The following is an 18,146-nucleotide window of genomic DNA, read 5'->3' as shown; positions in this document are numbered from 1 at the left end:
TAATTATTTGAATAAGGAAGTAAATCCTACTCGTGACGAAACTTACGGGAAGAATAGAATCTGCGGAAATACCTGCACAGGTTCCGAAATCGGTAATATTACAAACCTTGGAACTGACGCGCCGCTTTGAACAATTTACAGCCGTTGATAGCTTAAATATCTCCGTAACAGCGGGAGAAGTTTTTGGTTTACTAGGCCCCAATGGTGCTGGTAAAAGTACGGTAATTAAGATGTTAACTACCTTGCTACCAGTCAGTAGCGGGAAAGCATATTTAGCTGGTTATGATGTGACTCGTCAACCGGAATCAGTCAGAAGAGTTATCGGTTATGTACCCCAGGCTTTATCAGCAGATGGGAGTTTGACAGGTTATGAAAATCTTTTAATATTCTCTAAATTGTATGATATTCCCTCTCGACGGAGAAAACAGCAAATTGCGGAAGTGCTGGAATTCATGGGTTTGGAGGATGCAGCACATCGCTTAGTTGGAACTTACTCTGGGGGAATGATTCGGAAATTGGAAATTGCCCAAGCCATTTTACATCAACCACAGATTTTATTTCTAGATGAGCCAACAGTGGGATTAGATCCAGTAGCGCGATCGCAAGTATGGCAGCTGATGGAAGAACTGCGGGTTAATTTTGGTACAACCATCTTTTTAACTACCCACTTTTTAGAAGAAGCAAATACTCTCTGTAACCGAGTCGTGATTATGAACCAGGGTAAAGAAATTATCACCGGTTCACCCGCAGATTTAAAAGCAGCGATCGCAAAACCAGATGCAACCTTAGATGATGTCTTCATCCACTACGCAGGTAATCAATTAGTATCAGGAGTGAGTTATCGTGAGACTGCAAGAACCAGACGTACCACTCAACGGTTGGGTTGAAACTAGATATCAGCGACCAAAGGGGATTTTTTTTGGCATTAAAGAACTATTTACCAAAACCCTGGTAATTACTGAATTAGAAGTACGAAAACTGCGCCATGATCCTAGTGATTTAGTGATTAGGGCAGTACAACCAGCTTTATGGCTGCTGATATTTGGGCAAGTTTTTACCCGGACTCGTGCTATTCCTACAGGTAATTTACCTTACTTGGATTTCATGACTCCTGGTATTCTGGCTCAGAGTGCGCTGTTTGTCGCTATTTTTAGCGGGGGGATGACGTTAATTTGGGAACGTGATTTAGGGATTGTGCAGAAATTCTTAGTTGCACCCATACCCCGTGCGGCAATTGTCATGGGTAAAGCTTTTGCTGCTGGGATACGTTGCTTTTCCCAAGTGGTCTTGATTTACCTATTGGCTTTTTTGCAAGTCGTGCTAATTGTGTTTTTGGGAGCAGGTTGTTTTTGTACTTTTTCACTCATCATTGGCTGTTTGGTGAAATCACGGGAAAGGTTTACGGGAATTGGACAATTGATTACAATGCCGTTGTTTTTTGCCAGTAATGCGATTTATCCTATTTCACTGATGCCGGCTTGGTTACAGATTCTTTCGAGTATAAATCCTTTAACCTATGAAGTTGATGCTTTACGGGGTGCAATGCTGGCTAATGGCTCCAGTATTTATGGGTTCGGGTTAGACTGTACAATTCTCTTGCTAACATTAATAGGTTTGACTTACATCTGTGGACGACTTTATCCACGGGTGGCGATGTAATGTAGGAGAAACCCGTCTTATGAGTTTGGATAAACCCTCTGAAGAATGTGCCGCTAGGGTGATGGAAACAGTCCCCTTATTGATGCGGTTTATCCGAACCGAAATGCGATCGCACAGTTCTGACTCTTTATCTATACCTCAATTGCGATCGCTTGCATTTCTCAATCGCAATCCTGGTGCTTCCTTGTCTGAGGTAGCAGATCATTTAGGTGTCACCTGTGCTACAGCATCAACAACTATAGAAAGATTAGTTCAACGAAATCTGGTGCAACGTACTGATAACCCTCAAGAACGGCGACGAGTAGTCCTGAATTTGACAAAGGAAGGAAAGGTATTGTTAGAGCAATCTCAGGAGAAAACTCGCGCTGAAATTGCGGAAATTCTAGAGGGTTTGACACCAGAGCAAGTATCACATATTGAATCCGGCTTGACTCTACTAAAAAATGTCTTCGAGCAAACAGAAACCAACTGACCATAACCCTAAGGCTGCACAACACGATCCTTTTGCAGCCATGAGATTTCGAGATTATCGGCTATTTAGCATTGGGCGTGTACTCCTCTTCACAGGGGGACAAATGCAGACCGTCGCGCTGGGCTGGGAGTTATATGAGCGAACAAATTCAGCGATGGTGTTGGGTTTGATAGGGCTGGCGCAAGTTGTACCAATGATTGCGCTGACTTTGATTACGGGACACGTTGCCGATAAAAATGATCGGAAAAAGATTACTTTATTTTCAATACTACTGCTAACTTTTTGCTCAATCGCTTTGGCTGTTATTTCATTTAATAAAGGTGCCGTATTTCTAGTTTATGGTTGCTTGCTGCTAACGGGTGTAGCTAGGGCATTTCTCAAACCTGCGGGTGATGCGCTGATGTGGCAGTTGATACCGATGAGTGCTTTTACTAATGCAGCGACATGGAATAGTAGTAGCTTTCAGTTAGCCTCGGTAATTGGGCCAGCTTTGGGAGGATTTAGCATTGCTATTTTCGGAAGTGCGACATGGGTATATATATTATCTGCGATCGCGGCACTATCATGTTTTTTCCTGACTGCAACAATCAAACCCCAAAAAACCAACTTTAAAAAAGAACCAATATCTCTCAAAACCCTAGCTGCTGGTGCTGAGTTTGTTTGGAATAATCAACTCATTCTCGCAGCCATTACCCTAGATTTATTTGCAGTTTTATTGGGTGGTGCAGTGGCATTATTACCCGTATTTGCTAAGGATATTTTGCAAGTGGGGCCTGTGGAGTTGGGTTATTTGCAAGCAGCGCCATCCATAGGTGCATTAAGCATGGCAGCATTGTTAGTATATTTGCCACCTATCCGCAAAGCCGGGCCAGCCTTACTTTGGTCGGTTGTCGGGTTTGGGATTGTGACAATTATTTTTGGTTTATCCCGTTGGGTGTGGCTATCGTTGTTGATGTTGGCATTAAGCGGGGCGTTAGACAGCATTAGTGTGGTGATTCGTCATACTTTGGTGCAAATTCGCACTCCTGACCATTTGCGGGGTCGTGTTGCCGCTATAAATAGTGTGTTTATCAGTGCTTCTAATGAGTTGGGGGGATTTGAGTCTGGTTTGACTGCGGCTTTATTTGGGCCTGTGTTGTCTGTTGTTGGTGGGGGTATTGGGACAATTTTAGTGGTGGTGGCGACGGCGATGATTTGGCCGGAGATTAGGAAGTTGGGGGCTTTGCATGAGGATTTATAGGGGAAAAGCTCACGCAGAGGCGCAGAGTCGCAGAGAGGAAGAAATGCGTTAATATCGTAATATCTATGTAGGAAATATAATTAGGGATCAGTATGTCGGCTAAAGATGTCTTTCATGAAGTTGTCAAAAAAGCTCTACAGAAGGACGGTTGGCAGATTACTCATGATCCCCTATCAATTAGTGTCGGTGGAGTAAATTTGTCTATTGATTTAGCCGCAGAAAAGTTGATTGCGGCGGAAAAAGAAGGAGAAAAAATTGCTGTTGAAATCAAAAGTTTTTTGGAGAGATCATCTGCAATTTCGGAATTTCATACAGCGTTAGGACAGTTTATTAATTATAGAGGTGCATTAAGAAGACGACAGCCAGATCGTGTTTTGTATTTAGCAGTACCTTTAACAACCTATAAGACATTTTTTAATCTTGATTTTCCTAGAGATATGATTGAAGAGAATCAAGTCAAAATGATTATTTATGATGTAGAGCATGAGGTGATTGCAGAATGGATAAACTAACTAGATATCGCCAGCTTGTACAGCAGATTTTACAAGAATATAGCGAACAAAAACCTGCTAATGGAAATATAGAAGTTGAGACAATTTTTGATACACAACGTGACCACTATCAAATAGTTCATGTAGGTTGGGAAGGTCAAGAATGGATACATAGTTGTATTATTCATATTGATATTAAAGGTGAAAAAATTTGGCTGCAATGGAATGGTACTGAAGATGATATTGCAGAGAATTTAGTTGCGGTGGGAGTTCCAAAGGAGGATATTGTCTTGGGATTTCAATCTCCTTTTATGAGGAAGTTTACAGAATATGCTGTGGGTTAGGGAATTATTGATGATTATCAATTCAGTCTATGACCTACCTTGGAATGATCCCGATTAACGAACCGCAGAGGTGCAGAGGACACAGAGGAATAAGAGTTTGAGAGATTTTTTACCTTAGGTGGTTGAGTGTTTTTTTATTTAGAAGTCTCTTAAAAATTAGAGGCTGTTCTTTCTGGGGAGTTGTATCTACTTAATGGCGATTTCATCCACTGATAAGCTACAAATATCAGCAACAAACCAATCAAAAATAACAGCACCATTAGGGTGATTTGATACCAAAGTACTTGTGGTAAAAGTAAATCTAAAACCAAGTGCATTAAATTCATAATGCCATAAAATATAGTTAAGCCAAAATGTATTGTTCGATAGCGTTTATTTTCGGTAAAAGCTGTACCAATAATAGCTAACATGGGGAACACAAAAAAGCCTAACATCAACCAAAAAATTCCTGAAACTTCATTAAGTGATGTAGCTGGTTGAGATTCAACAACATTTAAACCGTGAAATAGTGGCATTAAACCCAGTTGGGTATGGAACAGTGTCCCCAGCAAAAACACTATCCATAAAACGATAATTTTTTCTCGATAATTAATCGTCATACTCACCTCAGCTATAACTTATAACCTATATGACGCAGTAAATCCTGACGTGATTTTATATCTTTATTGCCTTCTACACCCTTTGGAGAAAATCCATCAATCACACCGAGAATACCTTGCCCTTGTGAGGTTTCTGCCAAAATTACTTGTACAGGATTAGCTGTAGCACAATAAATTGTACAAACTTCTGGGCATTGTTTAATCGCATTGAGAAAGTTAATTGGATATGCGTCTTTGAATACAATTAAAAAACTGTGTCCTGCGGCTATATTTTTAGCATTAATCGTGGCTATTTCTTGCAAAAGCTGGTCATTTCCAACAACTCTAATTAAACAAGCTCCTGATGCTTCACAAAAGGCGATACCAAACTTGACTTGTGAGGATATCCCCACCATTATTTCATATAAATCTTCTACCGTTTTGATAAAATGTGTTTGTCCTAAAATCAAATTACAACCGACTGGAATTTCTAAAGTAACCGTTTTGAGTTCCATATTTTTAGTACATGACCAGTTACCAGCCCCAACAGAAATGATGAGTATACAAACGAAATGCTATATTGTTTTTTGTAGGCGTTGGTGAATTTGAGGTATGAAAATCAAAAATTCCATTGCTCAAACTCTTACTCTTTGCGCCTCTGCGTGAGACAAATTCATAATTTTATTCACCAACGCCTATTGTTTTTGTAAAGCAATATCCTTAAATTTACCTTGTAATTTTTCCCATGTCATACCTGCTAAATTAGGTAAAATGATGTGTGCAGCCCCGACTCTTTCCGGTGGACCCATGCCTACAGCCCACATACCTGCGGCTAAAGCAGCATCTACACCTGCGGCTGCGTCTTCAAAAACTACACATTGTTGAGCGGGAAGTCCTAACTGCTGGGCTGCGAAGAGAAATAAATCTGGTGCGGGTTTGGGTCTTTGGACACTATAACCATCTGCGATCGCATCCATCTTATCAGCAATTCCCAATTTCTCAATGACTACATGGGCATTTTTACTTGCTGAACCAAGCGCTATCTTCAACCCAGCTTGACGCAAATCATCCAACAAGGAAACCACACCGGGTAACAAATCCTTGGATGTAATGTCTTGAATCAACTGTGTATAATAGTCGTTTTTGCGTTCCATCATCTCCTGTATTTGCACTTCCGAATACCGTCTATCGCCAATAATCAACATCAGCGAAGCACGTCGGGAGATTCCCCGCAACGCCTCATTAGCTTGACGGTTAAAAGGTATACCTTGCTCATCTGCTAATTTCTGCCAAGCCAAATAATGATATTTTGCAGTATCAGTTAACACTCCATCTAAATCAAATATAATTCCCCGGATAGTAGGGGCGTGGTATCCCCGCCCTTCCCCAGTCCCCAATTCTTGATGTAAATCGAATTCATGCCATTTCCCACGCCAGTATAATTTAAACTTCAACCTTGTCCAACCTGGCGGTAAATGGGGATGAGCTACGGGTTGATTATCGGTAAATTGGATACCGCCAAAGCCGAAAACCACAGCTTGCCAAATTCCCCCAGCACTAGCACCGTGAATACCTTCATTTGTATTTCCCCGTCTATCTTCTAAATCCACCATTGCTGCTTGCATGAAGCGTTCGTAAGCTTCCTGGGTTTTGCCTAAATCTGCGGCTAAAATAGCGTGAATTGCAGGGCCGAGAGAAGAACCATAGCTAATATCTGTGCGAGGTGCGTAATAGTCCCAATTTACCTGTAATGTTTTTTTGCTGTAAGGGAACTCAGCAGATTCCCGCATGAGATAGAGTAACATTAATACATCTGGCTGTTTTAGGACTTGGCGTTTGTTCGCTCCTTCAATCCCCAAAATAGCTTGCATTGACTTTTGACGCGGTTCGTAGTCTGCTAAATTAATATCCTCTAATTGGAAAAATCCCTCACATTGCTCAATTAATTCCGTTTCTGGGTTGTAGAGAATCCAGATTTTTTTGATGATATCTTGCCAATTATCACGGATTTTGGCGGTAAGTTGCAATTTTTCCGCTAACTCTGCACTACGTTCAGGGAAACTACGCTGTAACCAGTCGTAAATTATACAAGCTTTTTCTAAATGCCATTGCACCAAGCGGTTAGTAAATGTGTTGTTATGTACTAACTCGTGGTATTCATCTGCACCTATGACCCCGCGTATTTCATAACGTTCGGCTTGAGAATTAAATTCAACTCGACTATCCCAAAAAATTGCCGTATCGAGGATGATCTCTGCACCATAATCTCTCATCCATTCATCGTCCCCAGTGACTCGCCAATAGTACCACACCGCATAGGCGATAACTGCACTAATATGAATTTCGCGATCGCGACACCAAATCCGTATATCTTCAGCATAAAAATCACTTAGGAGCGCCCACCGAGGTGTTACCTCATCACCTGTAACCGCACTTTCCCAAGCATACATAGCTCCCTGATAACCATAATGAGCCGCTTTCCGTCGCGCTCCATTTAAACTATGATAACGATAACTCAGTAAATTCCGAGCTAGTACTGGTTGAGTAAATGTAAAAAATGGTAATATAAAAATTTCTGTATCCCAAAAAATATGCCCGTGATAGCCAAATCCAGATAGGGTTTTAGCAGGAATACTCACCTTTTCATCATCACGGGGAGCAGCAATTAATAGCTGGAATAGATTGTAACGCACTGCAAAAGCGGCTTTGCTATCTCCCTCAATCACAATGTCGCTTTTGTCCCAAACTTCTGTCCATGCCTGTTCATTAGCATTGCGTAAGGTGATATAGTCTGCTAAGTCTGCGAGTTTTTCCTGTGCGGCTGCAACTGGTTGCTCAACATCCCGCGAGGTAAAAACTGTGACAATCTTCTCTATGGTTACTGTCTGGTGTGGTTCAATGAGAAAAGTTGCACTGATGCTAGGATAGCCAGGTGCAGTATTAACTTGTAGAGCCGCTTCAATTCCTGAAATCCTCATTCTCGCAGCCATACCAATATCAATTTGGGAGGTGCGGGTACGACTGTGGAACCAGAAACCTTTGTCAATTTTCCCTTGGTCTAGTCCTTCCCAGTGATTGAAACCTTTATTTTCGGGGTAGCCGTTGATACTACCTTGTATTTCAATTAATCCGTGAAAATCTACTGCTTCTAACTGGCAACGTTGCCCTAATACATGATGATCCGCTAAACTTGCAAAGCGTTCAAAGGTGATATTTATTGTTTTTCCACTGGGACTACGCCAACGCAGAGAACGGCTAAGAAGTCCTTGACGCAAATCAAGCTTCCGATTGTATTCCAATATTTTACCTTGATCTAGGCGAAAGCGTTCGCCATCAATCATCACTACCAATGGTAGCCAGTCTGGACAGTTTGCTAGTTCGGTATAGACGACGGGAACTGCGTCATAAATACCATGAATAAATGTAGCTGATAATGCAAGAGGATGGCTTTCTTCAAATGTTCCTCTTGTACCTAAATAACCGTTACCAATGGTGAAAATTGTTTCTCTGGCGTGTAATTCTTCAGGTTCAAACTGAATTTCAGTTAATATCCAGTCTGTGTAGGTGAAATCGTGTTTTGTTTCCATTTTTATCTTTAAGATGTTGCTGAATATAGGATTTTTTCACGCAGAGACGCAGAGAGGAGGAGGAGATATGATTTTTAAATGTGAGCGTACTTTGTCTGATGTTCTGCTAAAATTTGTTCTGCTCTAGGTTTGTAAATTAGATGAAATAATGTTTCCATATAGCGATCTCTTGCGTCGTTGTCTTCTGGTGCGATAAAGTTCCAAAAACTAAACATTTTTGTTAGTAGCAATAATTGTTCTGTGTGTGATTTCCAGTTATATTTATGGCGAATTCTGGCAATTACTCCTTGAGATATTTCTGTCCAATATTCTGGGTTATGATCACATTTGTCTAAGAAGGTAATAATTGTTTTTGCTGTTGCTTCTAAATTTGTTGGGTTAAGGTGAAATCCATTTTCCCGGTCTTCTATAATTTCTAATGCTCCACCAAATTGAGTTGCAAATGTTGGTAAACCGGAAATCATTGCTTCTAAAATACTGCGTCCAAAGGCTTCATAAAGAGCAAAGTGAATATAAATACCTTGATGGTCAGCAATTATTCGATAAGCTTCTCCGATGTTGCGACTAGGTAAACGCATTCCTATCCAACGAATTTGACCTTGCAGTTGATATTCGTTAATAATGTTGTGTAGTTTTTCAATTTCCCTGGCTTCTTCTAGATTTGTGGCTTCGTCTGAATATAATTTACTACTTAATAAAATCAGGTTACACCGATTTTTTAATTCCTGACTTTTACCAAAACATTCAACCAAACCAGTGAGGTTTTTTATTGAAGTGATAGGTGCAACTGCAAAAACTGGTCTTTTATTAAGATCGTCTATGTTACCGAAAATGTGAGCATCTTCACGGCTAAAAAGCAGTTCTTTAATTTCTTGGCTTTCTTGATTATTTCTATTTTCTGTTTGGCTATAGGGGAAAAAGAAGGTTTCACTTACTCCCGGTGGCACCATGTTGAATTTAGGATTAAATAAATCAATTCCATCCACTACATGATATAGTTGGGGCATGGTAAAACATTTATAAGATTCATATTGTCCTATTGTGTCTGGTGTACCGATAATTTCTTGATAGGATGAAGCTATGATAAAATCAGCAGCATTCATGCTAATTAAATCGGCAGTAAATTGGGCAGAGAAGTGATATTTTTCTTCTAAATCTTGCCAGTATAAGTTACTAAATAAGTTTTTGGGTTTTTCTAAAGAATGAGCTATATTGCATTGGGTAACTTTCAAGCTGCGGGAGAGGAGAAAAGCGACTAAATTACCATCACTGTAGTTACCAATAATTAAATTAGGCTTGCCTTTGAACTGTACTAATAGTTCTTTTTTGGCATCTTGAGCAAATTTTTCTAAATAAGGCCAAATTTCAAATTTAGAAATCCAGCTATTCGTAATTTCTGGATCTGAATCTGTAAATGGAATCCGTAAAATCCAAGCATTTTCTGTATTGTTAACTTTCTCTAACCGCAAATCACAAAATGTACCTTCGCAGTTAGGGATGAGGCGGGTTAAAATAATTACGTGAGGTTTAATACCCAGTATGTCAAGACCAGCGAGTTTAATTTCTGCTTGGAGTTTGTTTTCTAAACTGCGTGCTTGTTCGAGGACATAGATAACTTGTCCTAATGTTTCATCTCGTCCTAAAACATCTTCTTGCGCTACCCAGCCATGTATGGAAACGAGAACAACGCGAAAAACTGCGGGAATACGCGCTACAAAGGCTTCGAGAATGGAGGGTTGAGGGGTGTCGATAAGTCTTTGCAGGAGTTCTAGAGTTTCTATAATTCGCCCTGCATTGTTACCCCACCCGGCTTCTAGACCCAGTTTTTGGAGGTGAAAGCGAAATTCTTCATAGGGTTGGTGAGGGGGTCTTTCAGTTAAAAAATTGATGGCTGGTTTAATTTGTCTGGCTAGGTCGATTCCTGAGTGAATGCGATCGCTAATTAACAGCTTCACGCCATTATAGCGTAACCCTTGCAATGCTTGAAATAATAGCTCTAACCAGTATTTTGGGTCTGTGATGAATTGATTGCATAGATAATAATTCAGGAAAGTTAGACCTTGACCAATGTCTCTGGGGTCGCTAATTTTGGGGGATTGTTGGTAAAAGGGGTGGAGGTCAATTTCTAGTAAATTCGGTTGATAGCGGTTGACTAAGCGATCGCTCTCATCTAAAAAGGCTTTAGGTGTCATCAAATCGAAACTAGTGAAATCTGCGGTGAGTTTCCACACTTCTTGACTAGCTATTTTTGGTCTGACTACAAACCAAGTACTTTCCCTTTCCAGAATTATTTCATGGGTGTAGTGTATAAGTGTCCCCAAGGAAGAAGAATGATAAAAGTAAGCTGGCTTTTGAGATTGATGACAGTAATTTGCAAAGACTTGTAAAATTTCGTTCCTCAAAAAGTAACGTTTAGTTCCAGTATCTAAAGTCAAGAGAAACTGACTTAGTGCAGTTTTTTCTTCACTATTTAAAATAGCTTGAAATAATTCATACATAAAGAATTACCGAACTTTAGCTAGGTGAAAACCCCATTTCTCTCTCTTGAACACTATTGTTTTAGATGATGGTTTGGGTTAGGTGTATTTTTTTAATCATAAAATATTTGTAACAATTATCGCGTCTAGCTGAAGGGTGAAAGCCAAAGTAGTTCTTTAGGTATAGAACAAGATTAGTTAAGAATTATTCTACGTCTGTGCAATTGCTAAACCCACCCAAAAAACCTTATCAAAGTTAGATACGTAGGATCCGTTACTCTATCGCTAACGCACCCTACAAATACTTAGATTTTTTCAAAATTCAAATCCTATTTCTATAGGACTCCTATTTGATTTTTGTTGGTATAACCTGCCCTTTGCTTTGAAAAACTTAGTACACTTTTATTCTTTCTTCCCTATTCCTTATTACTGACCTACACGAATAAATATAGCTACGCCACCCTACACAAACAGGAATAAAATCGGATTACTATAGTAGATTCACAGACTACTTACAAATAATGTTAATTGCCATTAACTCTTTCTGTATCTAGATTACAACATTTTTATTAACCTGAATATTCAGCTTAATATTGTGCATAAAATTGACCATTAACCACAGTAAATATACAACTATTATGATTATTATTTTAACCTTATTATTCTAATAGCTGCTAGTTGCAATTTTGTAAACTCCTCTTGTGACAGTATTTAAATAGGCATTTTATAGATAGACAAAAAATTCTATAATCTCTAGTTTCTTTTGGATAAAATTTGCCAATTTGGCTAAATTAGTTCCAAAAAAATAGTATTCTGCATATCATGTGACTGTGTATGTTCCCTATTTTTTAATTCCAAAATTGACTTAGGCACTAAAGTACAGGCTATTTGTCTAGAATTTGCATCATGGATAAGATGAAAGTAATGATTAATAAAATTTCTGACTTACAAACTCAAACAGGTCAAATCACAACTTGTCATAATCACGAGTTGTTAATGATACATATAAACCAAAAAACGGGACTAACTTCAGCACTAAGTTGTGAATTAAACAAGCACTGCTATTAAACTTTTTTAGAGCAGTACAGAATAAAAGTCACAGAAAATCAAAACTACTTTTGTGTAGCCAAAAATCCTGTTGATATTTACATGAGTTTGAATCTACTCAATCTTAAATATCAATCATCTAATATACATCGGTGGCTAATCAAAGTAATTTATATATAGCGGTATGCATTTGAATGAAATACATCATAGCCCCCTCATCGCTTGCGGGGAGGGGGTTGGGGGTGGGGTTCTTGTATCTCACTCAACCAAGAACCGCTATAGGACTTATACAAGTGTCATGTAAATGTCTCTTGTCGGCTGAGTCAGATGTCGAAATTTTTTTGATTGTTACCAAATTATTGGGTCTGAAACACCCTACTAATATGCCAGTTACCTAAATTCTGTCATGCACTCTCCATGTTTGGATGATCTTGAGGTAGCGACAAGTGATAACTAAATGTTTTTACTTGTATTTTTAGCCTCTCTAAAAAACATCATCCACCCAGCAAATATGTAACGCCAAATTCCTCAACTATACAAGTTATATCAGGGTTAGTCATGAACTACCGAGTTTCTCCTTCTCAAACTAATGTTCAGAATGTTATTACTCCTGAAGAATTAAATCAGGTGATTGAAGCTATTGCTGATGGTCGATATTCCTGGGCTTGCGTGCTAATTTTACGTTTTATTGGCTACAATCCATTGCATTATATTCCCCAGCGTACTTATAGCCGTTTAATGAAAGAAAATAGCCAAGTTGTGACAACATCAACATCTACTAATAAACAGCAATTACACACCGTAAATAACACACATTGTATTGGTTCATCTCAGGCTTTTAGCAATAACTAATAACTAGAATTGGCTGAAGTGGGCTGTAATACCATTTCAGTCTAGAACTTTTCTGGACTCAATAAGCACTTTCAACAATAACTCCACCATTTTAACAGCCACACGCATTTGGATTAACTTAACCGACTTGCCTGCGGCTTTTTCAATTTTCAGAAAGAGCGGATACTTGTCGCATTCGTTCTTTCTACAGCCCTCGGAATTTTGCTCTTTTACGACGCATTGCTCTTAATGCCCTCAATCGAGAACAGACTTACAAACGTAGTCTCAGACAAAAAATGAAACGGACAGTGATGGATAACGATTATATGATTCAAGTTCTCAGTTCTTGTTTTCTTGACCCTACATTAGATTCTTCTGAGTCCTTGTGTCAAGCCTAATTGAGATGCTCTTACCCTGACCTTACATCACAGTGAAAACTTACGTTAAATTAGCTCGTCGGGCGCTTAATATAAAAATAATTGAACCCGACTTGAAAAATTAGTAGAAATTAATTAATTTTTATTAAAACTAAATTTTAAATACTTATGATTATAGTAAGTCTAAATTTATGGCTTGTTGCCATGCTTGTTCAAAATCAATTCCCTGCTTAGTAGAGATATATAATAGTACTATAACTACTGAACGTTTGGAGTTATCGCAATGTATCAAGAGTGGCTTAGGTAATTCACTAATGACATGAAATACCTCGATTGCATACTGATGATGGAAATTTTCAATCTTAATTGGGAAATTGACATAGCACAATCCTAAAAGCTCAGTTTTTTCCTGTTCATTGTTCCATGAGTTTTGTTCATCTGCAAAACGGAGATTCAGGATAGACTTGTAACCATCATCAGCAAGAGTTTGAAGCTGTTCTGGTGTAATTTGCCCACATATAGTCAACTCCTGATTAATCTTCCTAACAACATTCATAGTCTGAGTTTTCATTGCTCATGTCTATAACAATCTGGCTTTATTTGTGATAGCTTGTATGGTATAACCATGTTGATTCTGCGAAGCATTTGAACTTTGGGGTAATGTCCAGCCTAGACTAGAAATCTGGTAAAAAATCGTTTTGGTGATAGCGTAGCGTTAGCCATAGAGTAGGATTCATACCGTTTTACTTTAAGTTTGATACATAAAAGATACCCCCTTTTAAAGGGTAGCTAAGAGAAGTTATAAGTATCAGAGTTTTAGTAAAATGGTATCAGGAGTCAGGAAGGGGAGAAAAAGTCGTTGTGATTCTGTGAAATTGGATAATGTATTTTATAGTTGTAAATTTTCTCAACCACCTACTTACCACCCCAAACTAAATAACTAGCAACTTGGGTTACTTCATATTTGGCACAAATAATTTAGGATTCTTATAGTGTTAACGGCACTATTAACTTAGATCCAAAGTTTGAGGATCTTGTGAGGAAGTCATCCCTGAGGAGGAATTTTACAACGTTTTTCTGGTAAATCCAAGTACACAGGTAGAGACGAACAGCCCTTAACCTCTACGATAATTTGTAACTCACTACGGGAGTTAGTCGAAAAAATAAATAGATTTGTGTGCAAAATTATGAAACGCAGAGGTATCCTCACAACTTCCTCAAGTTTTGATCTTAGCTTCAAGTTAGAACCTGGGATTGAGGGAATGGTCAAGGGGAAAACTCTTAGCGATTTACCCACAATTGAGTAGTTATTAAAGGGGAAGAAATATGAAAACAAGAACCTTTGCAACTATAGATGGTAATGAAGCTGTTGCTAAAGTCGTCTACCAACTAAACGAGGTGATTGCCATTTATCCTATCACTCCATCTTCCCCTATGGCTGAATGGGCGGATGCTTGGATGAGTGAAAGCAAACCTAATATTTGGGGGAGTGTTCCCACTGTAGTAGAGATGCAAAGTGAAGGAGGTGTAGCGGGTGCTGTACATGGTGCTTTACAAACGGGTTCACTGACAACCACATTTACAGCATCTCAGGGATTGTTGTTGATGATCCCGAATATGTACAAGATTGCCGGTGAACTTACACCTACAGTATTTCATATCGCCGCGCGATCGCTCGCAGCCCAAGCTTTATCTATTTTCGGTGATCATAGTGATGTTATGGCCGCCAGAAGTACAGGTTTTGCGATGTTGTGCGCTGCTTCTGTGCAAGAAGCTCAAGATTTTGCCCTTATTTCCACACGCGCAACTTTAGAATCACGCATACCTTTCTTACACTTTTTTGATGGTTTTCGCACCTCCCATGAAGTAGATAAAGTAGAAACATTAACGACTGAAGACTTACAAAAATTTATTCCCATAGAATTAGTAATTGAGCATCGTTTACGGGCTTTAACTCCTGATAGACCAGTATTAAGAGGGACAGCCCAAAATCCTGATGTTTACTTTCAAGCTAGAGAAACAGTGAACCCATTTTATTTAGCTTGTTCAGATATTACTCAAAAGGTAATGGATGAATTTTATCAAATAATAGGAAGAGAATATAAATTATTTGATTATCATGGACACCCAGCACCAGAAAGAATTATTATTCTCATGGGTTCTGGTTGTGAAACAGTTCATGAAACAGTAGATTATCTCAACCAGCAAGGTGAAAAAGTTGGAGTTATCAAAGTGAGATTATATCGTCCTTTTGATACCCAAAAATTTATTGAATCTATCCCCAAAACAACCCGCAGTATTGCCGTTTTAGATCGCACCAAAGAACCAGGTGCAACTGGTGAACCTTTGTATACTGATATTGTTACAGCTTTGGCAGAAAATCAATTCAACAATATTAAAGTTGTCGGGGGAAGATATGGTTTATCATCTAAAGAATTTACACCAGCAATGGTGAAAGCTGTATTTGATAATTTGATCCCCCCAACCCCCCTTGATAAGGGGGGCAAGGAGGGATCACCAAAAAATCATTTTACAGTTGGTATTAACGATGATGTCACCTATACCAGTTTAGAATATAACTCAGAATTTAATATTGAAGCAGATAATATAGTTAGAGCTATTTTCTACGGTTTAGGTGCAGATGGTACAGTCGGTGCAAATAAAAACTCTATCAAGATTATTGGAGAGGAAACAGATAATTATGCTCAAGGTTATTTTGTTTATGATTCCAAAAAATCTGGTTCTATTACCGTTTCACATTTGCGCTTTGGTTCTCAACCAATCCGTTCTACCTATTTAATCACCAAAGCTAACTTTATTGCTTGTCATCAATGGGAGTTTGTAGAAAAATTCCCGATATTAAAAGACATTATTCCTGGTAGCACGTTTTTATTAAATGCACTATATGACAAAGATGAAGTTTGGGATAAATTACCTGCATCTGTACAAGAAGAGATAATTAAGAAAAATCTCAAGTTTTATGTAATTAACGCCTATAAAGTTGCCCGTGAAGCGGGAATGGCTGGTAGAATTAATACAGTAATGCAGGTTTGTTTCTTTGCTGTATCTGGTGTTTTACCAAGAGAAGAAGCGATAGAAGAAATTAAAAAATCTATCCGCAAAACCTACGGTAAAAAAGGTGAAGAAATTGTCCAAATGAATATTCAAGCCGTTGATAAAACCTTGGATAATCTGTATAAAATCAACATCATAGAGAAAACTTCCCAGTCTCCAATCTCCAATCCACAATCCCCAGTTCCAGATTATGCAGCAGCATTTATACGCGATGTTTTGGGTAAAATGATAGCCCGTGAAGGTGATGATTTACCTGTAAGTGTATTACCTGTAGATGGTACTTATCCGACAGGAACATCTAAATGGGAAAAACGCAATATTGCTCAAGAAATACCTGTTTGGGATACCGACGTTTGCATTCAATGTGGTAAATGCGTAATGGTATGTCCTCATAGTGTGATTCGCAGTAAAGTATATGAACCAGAAGAATTAGAAAATGCACCAGAGACTTTCAAAAGTGCCAATGCAAAAGAACATGATTGGCATGATTTGAAGTTTACCATTCAAGTAGCAGCAGAAGATTGTACAGGTTGCGGTATTTGTGTGGATGTTTGTCCTGCGAAAAATAAAGCCGAACCACGCAAAAAAGCGATTAATATGGAACCGCAAAGACCATTGCGGGAACAAGAACGAGAAAATTGGGATTTCTTTTTAAGTCTTCCTAACCCAGATAGACGCAATTTGAAGTTGAGTCATATTAATCAACAACAAATGCAAGAACCGCTATTTGAGTTTTCTGGTGCTTGTGCTGGTTGCGGAGAGACACCCTATATTAAGTTAGTAACACAATTATTTGGCGATCGCATGATAGTCGCTAACGCCACCGGCTGTTCTTCTATCTATGGCGGTAATTTACCCACCACACCTTGGACTAAAAACGCCGCAGGAAGGGGGCCAGCTTGGTCAAATAGCCTTTTTGAAGATAACGCCGAATTTGGTTTAGGTTTCCGCGTTTCCATTGATAAACAAGCCGAATTTGCAGCTTACTTACTGCGACAACTCGCACCCCAAATAGGTGAAACTCTAGTCACAGATATCCTCAACGCTGAACAAAAAGACGAAGCTGATATTTACGAACAACGGGAACGGGTTTCTATTCTCAAACAAAAACTAGATCAAATTATCAACGCAGATGAACACAGATTAACGCAGATAAAAGAGGATGATATCGGCGTTCATCTGCGTTTATCTGCGTTCAAAAATCTCAAATCCTTAGCTGATTATTTAGTTAAAAAGAGTGTTTGGATAATTGGTGGTGACGGTTGGGCTTATGATATTGGTTACGGTGGTTTAGATCATGTTATTGCCAGTGGACGCAATGTGAATATTCTCGTCCTCGACACAGAAGTTTATTCTAACACTGGTGGTCAAATGTCCAAATCTACTCCTAAAGGTGCAGTAGCAAAATTTGCCGCAGGTGGTAAACCCGCAGCTAAGAAAGATTTGGGTTTAATAGCTATGACTTACGGTAATGTTTATGTTGCGAGTGTGGCAATGGGTGCAAGAGATGAACATACTCTCAAAGCTTTTTTAGAAGCTGAAGCTTACGAAGGTCCATCCTTAATTATTGCCTACAGTCATTGTATTGCTCATGGTATCAATATGAGTACAGCAATGCAAAATCAAAAAGCCGCTGTAGACTCTGGAAGATGGTTATTGTATCGTTATCACCCCGACCGCATCAAGCAAGGAGAAAACCCCCTACAACTTGATTCTCGCACGCCAAGATTACCAATAGAAAATTCCATGTATATGGAAAATCGTTTCAAGATGTTGACTAAAATTAACCCAGAAACAGCTAAGGAACTTTTAAAAGAAGCTCAAGCTGATGTTAATACTCGTTGGCAAATGTATCAATATTTAGCCGCAAGAAAATTCCAAGAAATGTGAATCAGAATTATGAAATTTTGGATTTTAAAGTTAAAGTTTATCTCGTTCCCAGTCTCTGACTGGGAATGCTATCAAGAG

At 38.9% G+C, this 18,146-nt stretch carries 13 protein-coding genes and 1 pseudogene; 9 read left to right on the top strand and 5 right to left on the bottom strand.

Annotated features, from left to right (window positions below; translation table 11 throughout):
- Positions 1 to 32 precede the first annotated feature (32 nt).
- From ACSQ6I_RS17760 to ACSQ6I_RS17735, 6 genes are all read left to right on the top strand, one after another.
- Positions 33 to 887, top strand: coding sequence for an ATP-binding cassette domain-containing protein (locus tag ACSQ6I_RS17760; RefSeq protein WP_438891618.1), 855 nt, complete (start codon positions 33 to 35; stop codon positions 885 to 887).
- Entirely contained in the window at positions 844 to 1,659 is an 816-nt protein-coding gene (locus ACSQ6I_RS17755) for an ABC transporter permease (protein WP_438891617.1), read from the top strand. The genes ACSQ6I_RS17760 and ACSQ6I_RS17755 overlap by 44 nt, the downstream gene beginning before the upstream one ends.
- Before the next feature lie 19 nt (positions 1,660 to 1,678).
- Positions 1,679 to 2,131: a MarR family winged helix-turn-helix transcriptional regulator gene (locus ACSQ6I_RS17750; RefSeq protein WP_438891616.1), complete on the top strand. Its 453-nt coding sequence runs from the start codon at positions 1,679 to 1,681 to the stop codon at positions 2,129 to 2,131.
- Positions 2,103 to 3,371, top strand: a complete 1,269-nt coding sequence (locus ACSQ6I_RS17745) for an MFS transporter (protein ID WP_438891615.1) — start codon at positions 2,103 to 2,105, stop codon at positions 3,369 to 3,371. Before ACSQ6I_RS17750 ends, ACSQ6I_RS17745 begins: the two co-directional genes overlap by 29 nt.
- 92 nt (positions 3,372 to 3,463) lie before the next feature.
- Complete coding sequence (locus ACSQ6I_RS17740; protein ID WP_438891614.1) at positions 3,464 to 3,883, top strand: XisH family protein; 420 nt, start codon at positions 3,464 to 3,466, stop codon at positions 3,881 to 3,883.
- Positions 3,871 to 4,206, top strand: coding sequence for a XisI protein (locus tag ACSQ6I_RS17735; protein ID WP_438891613.1), 336 nt, complete (start codon positions 3,871 to 3,873; stop codon positions 4,204 to 4,206). The genes ACSQ6I_RS17740 and ACSQ6I_RS17735 overlap by 13 nt, the downstream gene beginning before the upstream one ends.
- Positions 4,207 to 4,355: 149 nt before the next feature.
- Here ACSQ6I_RS17735 and ACSQ6I_RS17730 read toward each other — a convergent pair whose 3' ends face one another.
- From ACSQ6I_RS17730 to ACSQ6I_RS17715, 4 genes are all read right to left on the bottom strand, one after another.
- Positions 4,356 to 4,805: a hypothetical protein gene (locus tag ACSQ6I_RS17730; protein ID WP_438891612.1), complete on the bottom strand. Its 450-nt coding sequence runs from the start codon at positions 4,803 to 4,805 to the stop codon at positions 4,356 to 4,358.
- A gap of 11 nt (positions 4,806 to 4,816) precedes the next feature.
- Positions 4,817 to 5,299, bottom strand: coding sequence for an adenosine-specific kinase (locus ACSQ6I_RS17725; RefSeq protein ID WP_438891611.1), 483 nt, complete (start codon positions 5,297 to 5,299; stop codon positions 4,817 to 4,819).
- 180 nt (positions 5,300 to 5,479) lie between these two features.
- A complete protein-coding gene (gene pgmB, locus ACSQ6I_RS17720) occupies positions 5,480 to 8,371 on the bottom strand; it encodes a beta-phosphoglucomutase (RefSeq protein WP_438891610.1) in 2,892 nt (963 codons plus the stop codon).
- A gap of 74 nt (positions 8,372 to 8,445) precedes the next feature.
- On the bottom strand, positions 8,446 to 10,869 hold the full coding sequence (locus ACSQ6I_RS17715; RefSeq protein WP_438891609.1) for a sucrose synthase: 2,424 nt from the start codon (positions 10,867 to 10,869) through the stop codon (positions 8,446 to 8,448).
- Positions 10,870 to 12,453: 1,584 nt separating this feature from the next.
- On the opposite strand from ACSQ6I_RS17715, the gene ACSQ6I_RS17710 reads away from it, so the two are divergent.
- Positions 12,454 to 12,747, top strand: a complete 294-nt coding sequence (locus tag ACSQ6I_RS17710; RefSeq protein WP_438891608.1) for a HetP family heterocyst commitment protein — start codon at positions 12,454 to 12,456, stop codon at positions 12,745 to 12,747.
- Between the two features lie 146 nt (positions 12,748 to 12,893).
- A pseudogene (locus ACSQ6I_RS17705) lies at positions 12,894 to 13,124 on the top strand (transposase); the annotation flags it as partial.
- Between the two features lie 151 nt (positions 13,125 to 13,275).
- Here the strand turns inward: ACSQ6I_RS17705 and ACSQ6I_RS17700 are convergent.
- Positions 13,276 to 13,659, bottom strand: coding sequence for a fused DSP-PTPase phosphatase/NAD kinase-like protein (locus ACSQ6I_RS17700; protein ID WP_438891792.1), 384 nt, complete (start codon positions 13,657 to 13,659; stop codon positions 13,276 to 13,278).
- 770 nt (positions 13,660 to 14,429) lie between these two features.
- Between ACSQ6I_RS17700 and nifJ the strand changes: the two genes are divergently transcribed.
- Complete coding sequence (gene nifJ / locus ACSQ6I_RS17695; protein WP_438891607.1) at positions 14,430 to 18,068, top strand: pyruvate:ferredoxin (flavodoxin) oxidoreductase; 3,639 nt, start codon at positions 14,430 to 14,432, stop codon at positions 18,066 to 18,068.
- The last annotated feature ends 78 nt before the right edge of the window (positions 18,069 to 18,146 follow it).

Source organism: Anabaena sp. WFMT (assembly GCF_051781005.1).
Lineage (GTDB): Bacteria > Cyanobacteriota > Cyanobacteriia > Cyanobacteriales > Nostocaceae > Anabaena.
Note: the sequence above shows the minus strand (reverse complement) of the source record. Positions and strands in the feature narration are given on the sequence as shown.